The sequence below is a fragment of the Stappia sp. TSB10P1A genome, from assembly GCF_900185725.1.
In the GTDB taxonomy this organism is placed as follows: domain Bacteria; phylum Pseudomonadota; class Alphaproteobacteria; order Rhizobiales; family Stappiaceae; genus Stappia.
Window position 1 is genome coordinate 269,089 of sequence record NZ_FYAU01000016.1, and the last position, 15,089, is coordinate 284,177.

Genomic DNA, 15,089 nt, shown 5'->3' on the forward strand with positions numbered 1-15,089 from the left:
TGCGTTCCGCTCCCCTGCCCGGTTCTGTATGCTGCCCGGCGGCGGTCGACGCCTGACTGAGATGCCGTTACCGGGACACCGAACCCTTGCGCCGACCGCTGTCGCGACTGATCCTGCTGCTATGCCTTGCCCTGCCGGCCGTTGCCGGCGGCGCGGCAATGACGCGCGCGGCGCCTCACACCTTCTCCACCGAGGAACTGATCGACGGCTTCATGAAGACCGTCTTCGGGCTGGAATACCGCTCGTGGAGCTGGCAGCCCTATCTCGTCAAGAAATACACCGGGCCGGTGCGCTTCTACGTCCACAACATGGCGGCGAGGGACCGGCGGCCGACCGTCTATCGCTTCATCGAGCAGATCGGCGCCGGGATCCGCGGCCTGTCGACGATCATCGTGCCGACGCCGGAGGAGGCGAACTTCCACGTCTATGTGGTCGATCGCGGCCAGTATCGCGACGTGGTGCGGCGCCACATCTACAAGGACCCGACCGCCGACGTGCCCGGCCGCTGCCTGGTGCGGGTCGTCTCCGACCGGCGCGGCATCTCGCAGTCGGCGGCGGTGATCGTCTCCGACGAGGGCGACTTCCTGTTCCGCCGCTGCCTGGTGGAGGAGCTGCTGCAGGGCCTGGGGCCGATGAACGACGACGATTCGCTGGTGCATTCGGTGTTCAACGACCGCTCCCGGCACAGCCGCTTCACCACCTTCGACCGGCTGCTGCTGAACATGCTCTACCATCCGCGCATCCAGCCGGGCATGAGCCCGGCCCAGGTCGAGCCCCTGCTGCCGGCGATCGTGCGCGAGATCCGCCCGCTGGTGAACTGACGCGCCGCCGATTCACGCGGCGTTCACCATGTCCTTCAACCCGGCGCTAACCAAACGGAGAGAATCCCGCCCAGCTTGCGCCAGGGTTTACGATTGGCTGCCACGCAACCGCTACCTTGAAGCAATCCGCCGCCAGACCGGCCGGCGGCCTATCGTGGTGCGACGAAGAGGTTGCGAGTACGTCGATGAGCCGAACAGGTTTTCTCCTTGCCGCGGCGATGCTGGCCGGCGCGATGGCGCTGTCCCCCGCCAGGGCGGATTATCGCAGCGGCGCCGGCGCGCCGCCGCTTCTGCTGAGCCCCGACCTGACCGAGCCCTGGGTGATGCAATTGCAGCCCCACCGGCGCCAGATGCGGTCGCAGGTGACCACCCGCCCGGTGATGCGCCAACCGCAGACCCTGCAACAGGTGCGCCATATGGGCGTCGCCCCGGCGGTGGCGGCCCGGCCGCAGCCGCCGCAGCGCCAGGTCGACCCGCGCTTCCTGCCGACCACCGTCGCCTATGACGGCAAGCACAAGCCCGGCGACATCGTCATCGATACCGAGGCGCGCTATCTCTACCTGGTGGAAAAGGGCGGCTTTGCCCGCCGCTACGGCGTCGGCGTCGGCCGTCCCGGCTTCGAATGGGCCGGCACGCACACGGTGACGCGCAAGGCCGAGTGGCCGGACTGGCGCCCGCCGGCGGAAATGCGCAAGCGCCAGCCGCACCTGCCGGTGCACATGGCCGGCGGCCCGAAGAACCCGCTCGGCGCCCGCGCGCTCTATCTCGGCTCGACGCTCTACCGCATCCACGGCTCGAACGAGCCCTGGACCATCGGCCGGGCGGTATCCTCGGGCTGCATCCGCATGCGCAACGAGGACGTGATCGACCTCTACGACCGGGTGCCGGTCGGCGCCAAGGTCCACGTCCGCTAACCGTTTTTCTGCAAGGTCCCCGCAAGCGACCGCCCCCGGACGGTTCCGCCGCCCGGGGGTTTTCGTTTGGCGGTTTTCGTTGTCGAGCCGGCAGCTTGCCGCCTCAGGCCGTGGCGGCAAGACCCGTCTCGGCCAGGAGCGCCGGCTCCGGCCCGCCATAGGCCCAGTCGAGCAGCAGCACCGTGTGCAGCACCGGCAGGTCGGTGCCGCTGCCGATCTGGGTGATGCAGCCGACATTGCCGGTGGCGACGAGATCGGGCGCGGTCTTCTCGATATTGGCGACCTTGCGGTCGCGCAGGCGGCGGGCAAGGTCCGGCTGCAGGATGTTGTAGGTGCCGGCCGAGCCGCAGCACAGATGCCCCTCCGGCACGTCGCGCACGGCAAAGCCGGCGGCGGTGAGCAACTGCTTCGGCTGGCGGGTGATCTTCTGCCCGTGCTGCATGGAACAGGCCGAGTGATAGGCGACCGTCAGCCCCGTGGCGCGCACCGGCGCGCCCAGATCGAGGCCGGTCAGGTACTCGGTGACGTCCTTGGCCAGCGCCGAGACTTTCGCGGCCTTTTCCGCATAGGCGGGATCGTCCTTCAGCATGAAGCCGTAATCCTTGATCGTCGTGCCGCAGCCGGACGCGGTGATCAGGATGGCGTCGAGCCCCTCGCCCTCGATCTCGCGCGTCCAGGCATCGACATTGCGGCGGGCATCGGTGAGCGCCTGCTCCTCGCGGCCCATGTGATGGACCAGCGCGCCGCAGCAGCCCTCGCCCTTCGGCAGCACCACCTCGACGCCGGCGCGGGTGAGCAGGCGCACGGTCGCCTCGTTGATCTCCGGCGCCAGCACCGGCTGGGCGCAGCCGGTGAGCAGGGCGACGCGGCCCTTGCGCGCGGCGCTAGCTGCCGGATAGGCGCTGCCCGGCTTCAGCGAGGAGGGCGAGGGCGCCTTCAGGGGCGCGAGCGAGAGCATGGCGCCGAGCTGCTTGAACGGACCGCCAAACGCGCGCAGCACGCCGGCGAAGGGCCGGGCATAGAAGGCGGCGGCCAGCGACAGGCGGAAGCGGCCGGGATGCGGCAGCACGAAGGCGAGCAGCGCGCGCACCAGCCGGTTGCCGAGCGGGCGGCGATAGGTCTTCTCGATATGGGCGCGGGCATGGTCGACCAGGTGCATGTAATGCACGCCCGAGGGGCAGGTCGTCATGCAGGAGAGGCAGGACAGGCAGCGGTCGATATGGCGCACGGTGCGGGCATCGGCCGGCCGGTCGTTCTCCAGCATCTCCTTGATGAGATAGATGCGGCCGCGCGGGCTGTCGAGCTCGTCGCCGAGCAGGGCGAAGGTCGGGCAGGTGGCGGTGCAGAAGCCGCAATGGACGCATTTGCGCAGGATCTTTTCGGACTCCGCCATATGCGGGTCGGCAAGCTGATGGATGGAGAAGCTGGTCTGCATGTCAGTGTCCCGCCGTCATGCGGCCCGGGTTGAGGATGCCGTGTGGGTCGAACTGCTCCTTCAGCCGGGCCGACAGGGCGGCGAGCGGACCGGGCTGGGGCTGGAACACGGGGATGGACGAGCGCAGCGGCGCGGGCGCGCGCACCAGGGTCGCATGGCCGCCGCCGCAGGCGGCAATGGCGGCGCGGATCGCCTCGGCGCGGGCATCGACGCCCGGCACGGCGAGCCAGACAAGGCCGCCCGACCAGTCGTAGAAGGCCGTGCAGGCGAACTGACCCACAAGCTGCGCGACAACAGCGGGACCGGCGGTCGGGGCAACCGAGAGGCGCCAGACGAGATCGTCGCTGCCGGCGAAGGCCTCCGCATCGCGCACCGCCCGCCACAGGGCGCGGGACGCGTCAACCTCCACCCGCGCGACCGAGCGGCCGGCGCCGCCGAGCAGGGCGCGCAGCCGCTCGAACCGGTAGTCAACGGAGGGGCCGAACCCCTCCAGCCGCAACAGGGTCGCGGGACCGGAGAGCCTATGGCCGCGCGCGGCAAGATCCCGCGCGACGGCTTCCGGCAGATGCGCGGCGGCCGAAACCTCGGCCGAGGAGCCCATGGCGGCGGTCATCGCGGTGGCGGCGTCCGCATCGGCAAGGCCGGACAGCAGGAAGGTCGCCTCGGTCTCGGCCCGCGGCAGCACCTTCAGCGTGAGGCGGGTGGCGACCGCCAGCGTGCCCCAGGAGCCGGTCAGGGTGCGCGGCAGGTCGTAGCCGGTAACGTTCTTCACCACCCGGCCGCCGGACTTGAAGATCTCGCCGCGCCCGGACACCGCGTCCATGCCGAGCACATGGTCGCGCGCGGCGCCATGCTTCAGCCGCTTGGAGCCGGACAGATTGGCGGCGATGACGCCGCCGAGCGTGCCCTGCCCCGCCGGCCGGCCGAGCAGCGGGCCGTAGTCGAGCGGGTCGAAGGCGAGTTCCTGGTTCTTTGCTGCGAGCGCCGCCTCGATCTCGGCGATCGGCGTGCCGGGCAGCGCGGTGAGGACCAGTTCCTCCGGCTCGTAGAGCTCGATGCCGGCAAGGCCGGACATGTCGAGCACCTGGCCGGCCTGCACCGGGCGCCCGAGGGCGCGCTTGGAGGCCTGGCCGACGATCTCCAGCGGCTCGTGCTCGGCCGCCGCCCAGCGGACGACGTCGCGGGCCTCCTCCGCCGTGCGCGGCTTGAACGTGTCGGGCATCTTGTCTTCTCGTGCTGGCTTGCGGGTCGAGAGGGGCGGGTCGAGAGAGGCGGGCTCGAGAGGCGCGCGCGTCAGAACCGGGGAATGTCGGGAAACGGCAACTGCCCCTTGCTGACATGCATGCGGCCAAGCTCGGCGCAGCGGTGCAGCTCCGGAAAGACCTTGCCCGGATTGAGCAACTGCTTGGGATCGAAGGCGCATTTGACCCGCTGCTGCTGCTTGAGATCGTCCTCGGAGAACATCACCGGCATCAGGTCGCGCTTTTCGATGCCGACGCCGTGCTCGCCGGTCAGGACGCCGCCGACCTCGACGCAGAGCCGCAGGATGTCGGCGCCGAAATCCTCCGCCCGCTCCAGCTCGCCCGGCTTGTTGGCATCGTAGAGGATCAGCGGATGCAGGTTGCCGTCGCCGGCATGGAAGACATTGGCGCAGCGCAGCCCGTGCTTTTCGCTGAGCTCGCGCATGCGGGCGAGGACCTGCGGCAGGGCGCGGCGGGGAATGGTGCCGTCCATGCACAGATAGTCGGGCGAGATGCGCCCGACCGCCGGGAAGGCCGACTTGCGCCCGGCCCAGAAGGCGAGGCGCTCCTCCTCCGAGGTGGAGACGCGCAAGGAACTGGCGCCGTTGCGCCGGGCGATGGCCTCGACCTCGGACAGAAGGTGATCGACCTCGGCCTCCGGCCCGTCGAGTTCGACGATCAGCAGCGCGCCGGCATCGCGCGGATAGCCGACATTGACGAAGTCCTCGGCGAAGTTGATGGCCAGTTCGTCCATCATCTCCATGCCGCCGGGAATGATGCCGGCGCCGATGATCTCGGCGACGCACTGGCCGCCGGCCTCGCTGGAGGGAAAGCCGACCAGCGCGGCGCGCGCCATCTCCGGCTTCTGCAGGATGCGCACGGTGACCTCGGTGACGACGCCGAGCAGGCCTTCCGAGCCGGTCATCAGCGCGAGCAGGTCGTAGCCTTCGGCATCGAGATGCTTGCCGCCGAGGCGGATCACCTCGCCGGTGATCAGCACCATCTCGAGGCCGAGCACGTTGTTGGTGGTCAGCCCGTATTTCAGCGAGTGCACGCCGCCGGAATTTTCCGCGATGTTGCCGCCGATGGAACAGGCGATCTGCGAGGAGGGATCGGGCGCGTAGTAGAAGCCGAGATGCTCGACCGCGCGGGTGATGCCGAGATTGGTGACGCCGGGCTGGGCGACGACGGCGCGGTTGGCCGCGTCGATGTCCAGCACCTTGTTGAACTTCATCATCGACATCAGCACGCCGTCGCCGAGCGGCAGGGCACCGCCGGACAGCGAGGTGCCGGCGCCGCGCGGCACCACCTTGACGCCGTTGTCGTGGCAATAGCGCAGCACCGCCGAGACCTGCTCCACGGTTTCCGGCAGGACCACGACCATCGGCATCTGGCGATAGGCGTTGAAGCCGTCGGTCTCGTAGACCCGCATGCCGATGTCGGTGTCGATGACGCCCTCGCCCGGCACCATCTCCTTCAGCGCCCGCACGATCTCGTCGCGGCGCGACAGGACGGCCGCGTCCGGCCTGGGCATGGCAATGCCGCTCATGTCGTTTCCTCCCTCGGCACGAATCGCGCCGGCCTGCGTGATCCGGCAGTCGCGCGCCGGCGTAGTATCAAGGATAAGCGGCTTCCTGGAAACTCCGCTCCAGCGGACGGGTCGGAGTTTCCGGGCGTCTCTTGACCTAAGGTGCGATTGCGGACGGCGATGGCAACCCGCATAGCATGGCAAATAGCTCGCACGCGATGAAGTGTTGAAAATCTATAAAAACAATTTCCTATGGGTTGAAAATGACCGATTTTGCCGACATGGAAATCTTCGCAAGGGTGGTGGCGGCCGGCAGCATGTCGGCGGCCGGACGCGAGATGGGCCTGTCGCCCGCCGTGGTCTCCAAGCGGATGCGCCGGCTGGAAGACCGGCTGGGGACAAGGCTGTTGCAGCGCACGACGCGGCAACTGGCGCTGACCGAGGCCGGACAGGGCTATTACAAGCGGGTGGTGGCGATCCTCGCCTCGATCGAGGAGGCGGAAAGCTATGTCAGCCGCCGCTCGGCGCTGGCACGCGGCACCTTGCGGGTGAGCGCGCCGACCGCCTTCGGCCGCATGCATATCGCCCCGCATCTGGGCGCCTTCCTTGCCGACAATCCGGACCTTTCCTTCAACCTCGACCTGTCGGACGAATTCATCGACATCGTCGGCGAAGGCTATGACCTTGCCATCCGCATCGCCGAGTTGGAGGATTCCAGCCTGGTCGCGCGGCGGCTGGCGCCGGTCCACCGGGTGCTGTGCGCCGCCCCGGCCTATCTCGACCGGCGCGGCGCGCCGCAGACCATCGGCGAATTGCAGGACAAGCATGCCTGCATCTCCACCACCCAGCAGGAGCTGTGGCGGCTGGCCGGGCCGGACGGACCGGAGATCGTGCGCACCGGCGGGCCGATCCGCACCAATTCCAGCGAGGTGGTGCGCGAGGCGCTGCTGGCCGGGCTCGGCATCGCCCTGCGCTCGACCTGGGACATCGGCCCGGAACTGCGCGAGGGCCGGCTGCGCATCGTGCTGCCGCACTACCGGGCCTCGAAGAATGTCGGCCTGCACGCGGTCTATCCGAGCCGCCGCTTCCTGCCGGCCAAGGTGCGGGTGTTCATCGACTTCCTGGCCAGGCTCTACGGCCCGGCGCCCTATTGGGACGAGGGGCTGGACCAGTGGCTGGCGCGGCCGGGCGAGGACGGCGAGGCGCCGGACGGGCGGATGGACGGGCAGTTCGACGGGCAGTTCGATGGACGGCTGGATGGGCGGCTGGATGGTCAGAGCGCCGACATGACGGGCGGCAGGATCGGCGAGGTCTCGCCGGCCTGAGGCGCGGCGAGGATCGTGGTTCTCCCATCTGGCAAACGCGGCCGCGACCCTCTACCTTCGCAAAATGCGACATGTTGCCTCGCTCCAGGCAGGATGACGCCAAGCCGGATCGTGATAGGGTCGGCCCCCGCGACCGACCGTGCTCGGCCGACCCGACGAAGAGAGAAATCCTGGGAGAACAGACTATGAAGCGTCTTGTGTTGCTGGCCGGTGCCGCCCTCCTCGCTGCCTCCGCGAGCGCGCAGGCGGATGGCGATGCCGCCGCCGGCGAGAAGGTGTTCCGCAAGTGTATGGCCTGCCACGCCGTCGGCGAAGGCGCCAAGAACAAGGTGGGGCCGCATCTGAACGGCGTGGTCGACGCGGCCTGGGGTCATGTCGACGACTTCAAGTATTCCACGCCGCTGCTGGACGGCAAGGCAGCCGGCAAGGTCTGGGACAACGAGACGCTGCACGCCTATCTCACCAACCCGAAGGACGTCATCCCGAAGGGCAAGATGGCCTTTGCCGGCCTCAAGAAGGAAGACGAGCGCGCCGACGTCATCGCCTATCTGGCGCAGTTCGCCCTCGACGGCAGCAAGCAGTGACCCGGCCCGCCGCGGGCGGGAGCGCATAAGCGCCAGAATGCCGGCATCAGAGTTTCAAGGGAGCCGTTCCCCCGAACGGCTCCCTTTTCATTGGGGGATCTGGGGGAGCCGCCTCGTCCGGGAAGACGAAAAGAGAGGTCGTGCGCGCCCCTCTCCCTTTCCCACGCCTTCACCTTTCGCCGTGGTCCTCGTCGCTGTGGTGGCGGCGGATGCGGCGGACGGTGAGGAAGACGGCGGCGAGCACCACCGGCACGGCAAGGCCTGTCATCAGCTCCGGCGAGGGCAGCATGGCGGCCAGCGGCCCGGTCTTGGCGCCCTTGGCGAGATAGGCGATCAGCCCGACCACATAATAGCTGACGGCGGCGACCGACAGGCCCTCGACGGTCTGCTGCAGGCGCAGTTGCAGCCGCGCCCGCCGGTTCATCGCGGCAAGCTGCGAGCGGTTGTCCTGCTGCAGCTCGACATCGACGCGGGTGCGCAGCAAGGTGGCGGCGCGCGCCAGCTTTTCCGCCAGCTTGACCTGCCGCTCCTCCAGCGTCTCGCAGGTGCGCATGGCCGGCGCCAACCGGCGCGACAGGAACTGGCTGAGGGTGAAATAGCCCTCGCGCTGGCGCTCGCCGAAGATCTCCAGCCGCTGGCGGACGATGCCGTAATAGGCGCGGCTGGCGCCGAAGCGATAGGCGCTCTCCGCCGCGCTCGCCTCCAGATCGGCGGCAAGGCGCGTCAGCTCGTCGAGCAGGGCGCGGTTGGCCTCCAGCCCGACGCTGGTGCGCATGCGCTCGGCCAGCGCCAAGAGCGCCCCCTCGATCGCCGAGACGCGCGGCATCTGGCGCTGCGCCTCGGCAAGGCCGAGCATGGCGAAGACGCGGTAGGTCTCCAACTCCAGCAGCCGCTGGCTCTGGGCGCCGGCCTGCACCGGCGACAACCCGCGGTCGCCGACAAGGATGCGGGTGAGGCCGTCGCGGTCCTGACGGAAATCGGTGGCGATGACCGAGGCGCCGCCATCGGTCTCGGCCACGCACAGGCTCGCCCGGTCGAAACGGGCGAAGCGCCGCTCGAAGGCGGAACTGTCGGCCGGCACCACATCGAGGCGCGCCGCCACCATCATCGGCCCCGGCGCGCGGAACCGCGCCCCGAAGGGATGGCCGGCCGGGGCGCCGTCGATCGCGGCGGCCGGATCGAGCGGCCCGTCCCAGGTATAGGTGAGGAACTCGCCATGCCGCTCGCGCCGCAGCACCCCCTCGCCGATCTCCACCAGATGGTGCCGCTCCGCCTCGCCCGGCCCCTGCAGGCCGAGGGAGCGGCAATAGCCGGCGAACCAGGCGCGGTCGGCCTCGGCCGCCGCCTCGTCGACGGTGAAGCCGTAGCGCAGGAAGACGCGCGGCCCGACCTGCGGCCGGAACGGGCGGGCATGCAGCTCGCCGAGCACGAAGTCGCGGGAGGGATGCACGGTGAAACCGGGCAGCCGCGGCTCCGCACCGCCACCGTCACCGCCACCACCACCGCCCTCGTCGCGGGGGCCGCCCCGGCCATCGCCGCCCGCCTGCGGGCCCCCCCCCGCCTCGCTGTCGCTGTCCGCCATTCCGGCGCCCCCTCGCACGCAAAAAAGCCTGCCCCGCCCGCGAGCGCGGACGGGGCAGGCTGCATTAGGCCACAGGCGTCAGTTGCCGAGCAATGCGTTAGGTAGCCACAGGACAATGCCGGGGAAGACAATGCACAGGGCAAGGCCGAACAACTGCAGCAGCACGAAGGGAATGATGCCCTTGTAGATCTGCTGGATCGTCACCTGCGGCGGCGCCACGCCCTTCATGTAGAACAGCGCGAAGCCGAAGGGTGGTGTCAGGAACGATGTCTGCAGGTTCGTCGACACCAGGATGGTGAACCAGATCAGCGCCACCTCCCCGACGCCCTCGAAACCGGCCAGGTGCATGCCGAAGTCGAGCTTGGCAACGATCGGGCCGAACACCGGCAGGACGATCAGGGTGATCTCGATCCAGTCGAAGAAGAAGCCGAGGAAGAAGATCATCCCCATCAGCACGAAGAGGATGCCCCAGGGACCGACGCCCGCCCAGGCGATGAACTCGTCGATCAGCGCCTCGCCGCCGAGCCAGCGGAACACCAGCGAGAAGCAGGTGGCGCCGAGGAAGATGCCGAACAGCATGGCGCCGGTCAGCGCCGAGCGCTGGCAGACGTCCTTCATCACCTGGAAGGTGAGCTTGCGGTTGAGGAAGGCGAGCAGGGTGGAGCCCGCCGCGCCGACGCCGGCCGCCTCGGTCGGGGTAGCAAGGCCGGCGAAGATCGAGCCGAGCACCACGACGATGAGAAACACCGGCGGCACGAAGCTCTTGAAGATCATCGCCCAGAACTCGGCCCGATTGGTCGGGCCGATGTCGTCGGGCAGCGGCGGGGCAAGCTGCGGCCGCACCCGGCACAGCACCATGATGTAGAGCGCATAGAGCGCCGACAGCAGCAGGCCGGGGATGACGGCGGCGATGAACACGGTGCCGACCGGGATCGACATCAGGTCCGACATGATCACCAGCATGATCGAGGGCGGTATCAGGATGCCGAGAGTGCCCGAGGCGGCGATGGTGCCGGTGGCCAGCGGGATGTTGTAGTTGCGCTCCAGCATCACCGGCAGCGCCAGCAGGGTGATCATCACCACCGAGGCGCCGATGATACCGGTGGTGGCGGCCATGATCGTGCCCATCAAGGTCACCGACAGGGCGAGGCCGCCGGGAACCCGGCGGGTCAGCACCTGCAGGCAGTAGAGCAGGTCCTTGGCGACGCCGGACTTCTCCAGCATCGTGCCCATGAAGATGAACATCGGGATCGCGACCAGGACGGGATTTTCCATCGTCCCGCCGAAGATGCGGTTGGGGATGATGACCAGCCGCGCGACGTTGAAGGCGCCCAGTTCCTGGGCCAGGAAGGCGAAGCCGAGGCCGACACCGCCGAGGATGAAGGCAACGGGGAAGCCGGTGAACAGCAGCAGCGCGAGCGCCACGAACATGAAGACCGGCAGAAGTTCGATGAATGTCATGTGTCGAGCTCCGGTCAGTCCGCGATCGGTCCGTTGGTGGCCACGTCCTTGGGCAGGTCCGCGTGATGGGTGCCGGCATAGTCGCCGGACCGCTGGTTCAGGTAGGACGGGCCGAAGAGATAGACGACACAACGGAACGCGGCGGAAACGCCGGCGGTGAAGAGCAGCGCAAAGCCGATGGGCAGCATCGACTTGATGATCCAGCGGTGGCTGAGGCCGGTCTGGGCGGCCGAAACCTCGCCGATCTGATAGGACTTGCTCGCGAAGACCCAGCCGAACGAGACGATCAGATAGCAATAGGTCAGCAGGAAGAACAGGATGCCGGCCAGTTCCATCCAGACGCGGGCCCGCCGGGTCAGCCGGTCGCGCACCAGCTCGATGCGCACATGGGCATCCTTGCGATAGGCGAAACCGAGGCAGAGCATGAAGAGCACGGCATGCAGGTGCCACTCCAGCTCCTGCAGCTTGGTGCTGTCGACGAAGAACGGCGTGTCCATGATCGACGTGTCGAAGTCGAGCCACTTGCGCTGAGTGACATCGTAGAAGATGACCAGCATCAACGGCACGAAGAGCCAGGAGGCCAGCTTGCCGACGCCGTTGACCACACGGTCGAAGTCGTCCGACGTCTGCAGCATGGTCTCGTAGGCCCGCGGCGCGCGGGCGCGCAGGATCAGCAGGGTGAGGCCGAGGACCAGCAGCGAGCCGATCAGGCCGGACAGCCCGTCATTGGCGCGGAAGAAGGCGCGGGGATCGACGTCCATCAACCGGAGGACGGCCGTCATTCCCGAATCGGTGATCGCGAAGACGAAGGCGGCCAGCACCATGGCGGCCACGGACAGCGACACGCGCCCCCCGAGGAACCCGCCGACGACGCCGAGCGCGAAGCCGGCGGCGCAAAGATAATAGGCAGGAACGCCAAGCTCGAACGCCGCGACGACGGAGGCCGCGATGCCGAGAAGGCTAATCAGCGTTGACATGGAAACCCTCTCCCCGACCGGATAATCGGTGGACCGTACGGCCGCGGTCGGCGTCCAGCGGGCCGTCGGGCGCCAGGCCCTGCGGCCTTGAGCGCAAATGACGGGCCCGCACCACCGGCTGGCAGCGCGGACCCGCCGTGTCAGGCGTTCCGGGTTACCTCTTCAGGTAACCGACGTCGGACCAGATCTTGTATTCCTCGCGGAACTTGGAGAGCGACTCCCAGACGCGGGCGAAGTTCGGGCTGGCCGCCTTCTCTTCCTCGACCACCTCGGCCCAGGCCGCTTCCATGGCCTCGAGCACCGCCGGGTCGAACTGCTTGATCTGGACGCCATGGCCCTGCAGCTCGGCGAGCGCGGAAGCCTGGATGGCCTCGCCCTCGGCAATGCCGTAGATCATGTTGGCGTCGCAGACGGCCTCGAAGATCGCCTTGGTCTGGTCGTCCAGCCCGTCCCACTCGGCCTTGTTCATCATCAGATCGAACATGGTCGACTGCTGGTGCCAGCCCGGGAAGTAGTAGAACTTCGCGACCTGGTGGAAGCCGAGCTTGAGATCGATCGCCGGCATGGAGAACTCGGTCGCGTCGATGGTGCCGAGTTCGAGAGCCGGGAAGATGTCGCCGCCGGCGAGAAGCTGGGTCGAGACGCCGAGCTTCTGCATGACCTTGGCGCCAAGGCCGAAGAAGCGCATCTTCAGGCCCTTGAGGTCGTCGACCGTGTTGATTTCCTTGCGGAACCAGCCGGCCGCCTCGGGCGCGATGACGGCGCAGATCAGCGACTTGATGCCATAGGAGCCATAGATCTCGTCAAGCAGCTCCTGGCCGCCGCCGAACTTCAGCCACGCGACATATTCCGGCGCGCTGGGGCCGAACGGCACCGCCGCGAACAGCGCGAGCGAGACGTCCTTGCCGGTCCAGTAGCCCGGCGTCGACCAGGCGGCCTGCACCGCGCCGGAGGCAACGGCGTCGAAGGCCTCGAGCGCCGGCACGATGGCGCCCGGCTCCTGGAACTTGACGTTGATCTGACCGCCGGAAGCGGCAGCGAGACGCTCGGACACGAGCTTGCCGAGCGTGCCGAGCTGCGTGAGCGAGCCCGGATAGGTCGACTGCATGTCCCAGTCGAGCTTGTCCAGCGCGACGGCCGGCGATGTCGCACCGATCGCAAGAGACGCCGTTACGGCAACTGCAGAAAGAAGAGATTTCACGTTCAGGTCCTCCCTAGGAACATCCTGCGCTCCAGGGACCGGACACGGCAACGACAAGGGCGGGTGCACTGCCCCACCAGACCGATGCCGAAAACGCTCCCCTCGCGCAACAGGACAGAACCGGATGCCTGCCTTTGCCGGCAGATTGTCGCCGCACAACCCGCCTGGCCACATCCGCGCCTGTCACCCGCGAACCGGGCCCGGCCTCCCAACCGGAGCATCGATCCGCGCTAACTGGATAACAATATTGACCACTGAACGCAATACGGAATAAGTTGCCGCTGAACTCTTCAGCACGAAGACTTCCGCTGCGGTGCGGCGAGAATTCTTTTGCGCTGCAATAAAAAAGAACGGGACGATGGTATTCCAAAAGATCCATCACAACCGGACGGCAGATTCCGTTGTCGATCAGGTGGAGGAACTGATCCTGCAGGGGGTGCTGCGCCCCGGCGACCGGCTGCCGGCCGAACGTGATCTGGCAAAGAAAGTTGACGTCTCGCGCCCTATCCTGCGCGATGCCATCAAGACGCTGGAGGAGCGTGGCCTGCTGGTGACCCGCCATGGCGAGGGCACCTTCATCGCCGACGTGATCGGCACCGTGTTCTCCGAGGCCATCGTCGAGCTGGTGCGGCGCCACCCGCCGGCGATCGCCGACTATCTGGAATACCGCCGCGAGATCGAGCGGACCACCGCGCGGCTGGCGGCGCAGCGGGCAACGGACGCCGACAGGGAGATCATCAGCCGCATCTTCCGCGCCATGGAAGCGGCCCATGACGGTCAGGACTTCGCGCGGGAGGCCGAACTCGACGTCGAATTCCACCAGGCGATCGGCGAGAGCGCGCACAACATCGTGCTGCTGCACACGTTGCGCTCCTGCTACCGGCTGCTCGCCGACGGGGTGTTCTACAGCCGCGTCCAGCTCTACCGCTATCCCGGCTCGCGCGAGAAGCTGCTGGAGCAGCACCGGGCGATCTACGAGGCGGTGATGGCGGGCGACGCGGCCCAGGCGGGCGATGCAGCGAGCTCCCACATCGATTTCGTCGAGCAGGTCGCCTATGCAATGGCACGCTCGGGCAGTTGGAGCGTCGTCTCCGAGCTGCGGCTGGCGCAGCGCCTGGAGAGCGAACAGGACGACAGCAAGCGGCGGCGGACCTCGCGCCGCCCGACAGAGGAAGCAGGGACGCAATGACAGCCACCGCGCAAACCGGCGCGCAGCCAAACGAGACAGCGCAGGCGCCGAAAACCGCCCCGCGCGTCGGCCTTTTCGTGACATGCCTCGTCGACCTGTTCCGCCCGAGCGTCGGCTTCGCGGCGGTGAAGCTGATGGAGGACGCGGGCTGCCTTGTCGAGGTGCCGGCGGCGCAGACCTGCTGCGGCCAGCCGGCCTTCAACTCCGGCGACCGGAAGGACGCCCGCGCCATCGCCGTCCAGACGATCCGCGCCTTCGAGGGCTACGACTACGTGGTCGCGCCGTCCGGCTCCTGCGCCGGCATGCTGAAGAAGCATTACGAGGAACTGTTCGACGACGACGCGCCGGCGCGCGAACGGGCGGCGGCCTTTTCCGCCAAGGTGTTCGAGCTGGTCAGCTTCCTCACCGACGTGCTCGGCGTCACCGGGGTGGACGCAAGCTTTACGGGCAGCGTCACCTATCACGACAGTTGTTCGGGCTTGCGCGAGCTCGGCATTTCCCGGCAGCCGCGCAAGCTTCTCGCCTCGGTCGAGGGGCTGGAGCTGAAGGAAATGCGCGATCCCGACGTGTGCTGCGGCTTCGGCGGCACGTTCTGCGTCAAATATCCCGACATCTCCAACAAGATCGTCGAGGAAAAGACCAAGACGATCCGCGAGAGCGGCGCCGGGCTGCTGCTCGCCGGCGATCTCGGCTGCCTGATGAACATGGCCGGCAAGCTCAAGCGCGAGGGGTCGGCCATCGAGGTCCGCCATGTCGCCGAGGTGCTGGCCGGCATGACCGACCAGCCGGCGATCGGCGAAAAGCGTCAGGGCTGACCGCAACAGGCAAGCG

General features: G+C 68.1%; 13 protein-coding genes. 6 read left to right on the plus strand and 7 right to left on the minus strand.

What is annotated here, in order from left to right; all coding sequences use genetic code 11:
• Positions 1-86: 86 nt before the first annotated feature.
• Entirely contained in the window at positions 87-821 is a 735-nt protein-coding gene (locus TSB10P1A_RS06190) for a DUF2927 domain-containing protein (protein ID WP_208987020.1), read from the plus strand.
• Positions 822-1,006: 185 nt separating this feature from the next.
• A complete protein-coding gene (locus tag TSB10P1A_RS06195) occupies positions 1,007-1,735 on the plus strand; it encodes a L,D-transpeptidase (RefSeq protein WP_186387023.1) in 729 nt (242 codons plus the stop codon).
• A gap of 103 nt (positions 1,736-1,838) precedes the next feature.
• Here TSB10P1A_RS06195 and glcF read toward each other — a convergent pair whose 3' ends face one another.
• The 3 genes from glcF to TSB10P1A_RS06210 all read right to left on the minus strand — a co-directional run bounded on the left by glcF (position 1,839) and on the right by TSB10P1A_RS06210 (position 5,960).
• On the minus strand, positions 1,839-3,170 hold the full coding sequence (gene glcF / locus TSB10P1A_RS06200; protein WP_186387024.1) for a glycolate oxidase subunit GlcF: 1,332 nt from the start codon (positions 3,168-3,170) through the stop codon (positions 1,839-1,841).
• A gap of 1 nt (position 3,171) precedes the next feature.
• Positions 3,172-4,392 carry an FAD-binding protein gene (locus tag TSB10P1A_RS06205; RefSeq protein ID WP_186387025.1) on the minus strand — a complete coding sequence of 407 codons (1,221 nt, stop codon included), beginning with the start codon at positions 4,390-4,392 and terminating at the stop codon, positions 3,172-3,174.
• 71 nt (positions 4,393-4,463) lie between these two features.
• A complete protein-coding gene (locus TSB10P1A_RS06210; protein WP_186387026.1) occupies positions 4,464-5,960 on the minus strand; it encodes an FAD-linked oxidase C-terminal domain-containing protein in 1,497 nt (498 codons plus the stop codon).
• 242 nt (positions 5,961-6,202) lie between these two features.
• Here TSB10P1A_RS06210 and TSB10P1A_RS06215 point away from each other — a divergent pair, with 242 nt between their 5' ends.
• On the plus strand, positions 6,203-7,264 hold the full coding sequence (locus tag TSB10P1A_RS06215; protein WP_186387027.1) for a LysR family transcriptional regulator: 1,062 nt from the start codon (positions 6,203-6,205) through the stop codon (positions 7,262-7,264).
• 185 nt (positions 7,265-7,449) lie between these two features.
• Complete coding sequence (locus tag TSB10P1A_RS06220) at positions 7,450-7,848, plus strand: cytochrome c family protein (RefSeq protein WP_186387028.1); 399 nt, start codon at positions 7,450-7,452, stop codon at positions 7,846-7,848.
• Between the two features lie 169 nt (positions 7,849-8,017).
• Here the strand turns inward: TSB10P1A_RS06220 and TSB10P1A_RS06225 are convergent, their stop codons facing one another.
• From TSB10P1A_RS06225 to TSB10P1A_RS06240, 4 genes are all read right to left on the minus strand, one after another.
• The gene (locus tag TSB10P1A_RS06225; protein ID WP_186387029.1) at positions 8,018-9,430 is read right to left on the minus strand and encodes a DUF3422 family protein; all 1,413 of its coding nucleotides are present in this window, start codon (positions 9,428-9,430) and stop codon (positions 8,018-8,020) included.
• Between the two features lie 78 nt (positions 9,431-9,508).
• Positions 9,509-10,891: a TRAP transporter large permease subunit gene (locus TSB10P1A_RS06230; RefSeq protein ID WP_186387030.1), complete on the minus strand. Its 1,383-nt coding sequence runs from the start codon at positions 10,889-10,891 to the stop codon at positions 9,509-9,511.
• A 14-nt stretch (positions 10,892-10,905) separates the two neighbouring features.
• Complete coding sequence (locus TSB10P1A_RS23535) at positions 10,906-11,868, minus strand: TRAP transporter small permease subunit (protein WP_208987021.1); 963 nt, start codon at positions 11,866-11,868, stop codon at positions 10,906-10,908.
• A 154-nt stretch (positions 11,869-12,022) separates the two neighbouring features.
• Complete coding sequence (locus TSB10P1A_RS06240; RefSeq protein ID WP_208985394.1) at positions 12,023-13,069, minus strand: TRAP transporter substrate-binding protein; 1,047 nt, start codon at positions 13,067-13,069, stop codon at positions 12,023-12,025.
• 358 nt (positions 13,070-13,427) lie between these two features.
• Between TSB10P1A_RS06240 and TSB10P1A_RS06245 the strand changes: the two genes are divergently transcribed.
• Entirely contained in the window at positions 13,428-14,258 is an 831-nt protein-coding gene (locus TSB10P1A_RS06245) for a FadR/GntR family transcriptional regulator (protein WP_186387032.1), read from the plus strand.
• Positions 14,255-15,073 (plus strand): (Fe-S)-binding protein, encoded by an 819-nt coding sequence (locus TSB10P1A_RS06250; protein WP_186387033.1) that lies wholly within the window; start codon positions 14,255-14,257, stop codon positions 15,071-15,073. The genes TSB10P1A_RS06245 and TSB10P1A_RS06250 overlap by 4 nt, the downstream gene beginning before the upstream one ends.
• Positions 15,074-15,089 lie beyond the last annotated feature (16 nt).

Excerpts from the sequence above, each read along its gene's own strand:
- TSB10P1A_RS06195 (WP_186387023.1), top strand. The coding sequence starts at position 1,007 with ATGAGCCGAACAGGTTTTCTCCTTGCCGCGGCGATGCTGGCCGGCGCG.
- glcF (WP_186387024.1), bottom strand. The coding sequence starts at position 3,170 with ATGCAGACCAGCTTCTCCATCCATCAGCTTGCCGACCCGCATATGGCG.
- TSB10P1A_RS06205 (WP_186387025.1), bottom strand. The coding sequence starts at position 4,392 with ATGCCCGACACGTTCAAGCCGCGCACGGCGGAGGAGGCCCGCGACGTC.
- TSB10P1A_RS06210 (WP_186387026.1), bottom strand. The coding sequence starts at position 5,960 with ATGAGCGGCATTGCCATGCCCAGGCCGGACGCGGCCGTCCTGTCGCGC.
- TSB10P1A_RS06215 (WP_186387027.1), top strand. The coding sequence starts at position 6,203 with ATGACCGATTTTGCCGACATGGAAATCTTCGCAAGGGTGGTGGCGGCC.
- TSB10P1A_RS06220 (WP_186387028.1), top strand. The coding sequence starts at position 7,450 with ATGAAGCGTCTTGTGTTGCTGGCCGGTGCCGCCCTCCTCGCTGCCTCC.
- TSB10P1A_RS06225 (WP_186387029.1), bottom strand. The coding sequence starts at position 9,430 with ATGGCGGACAGCGACAGCGAGGCGGGGGGGGGCCCGCAGGCGGGCGGC.
- TSB10P1A_RS06230 (WP_186387030.1), bottom strand. The coding sequence starts at position 10,891 with ATGACATTCATCGAACTTCTGCCGGTCTTCATGTTCGTGGCGCTCGCG.
- TSB10P1A_RS23535 (WP_208987021.1), bottom strand. The coding sequence starts at position 11,868 with ATGTCAACGCTGATTAGCCTTCTCGGCATCGCGGCCTCCGTCGTCGCG.
- TSB10P1A_RS06245 (WP_186387032.1), top strand. The coding sequence starts at position 13,428 with ATGGTATTCCAAAAGATCCATCACAACCGGACGGCAGATTCCGTTGTC.
- TSB10P1A_RS06250 (WP_186387033.1), top strand. The coding sequence starts at position 14,255 with ATGACAGCCACCGCGCAAACCGGCGCGCAGCCAAACGAGACAGCGCAG.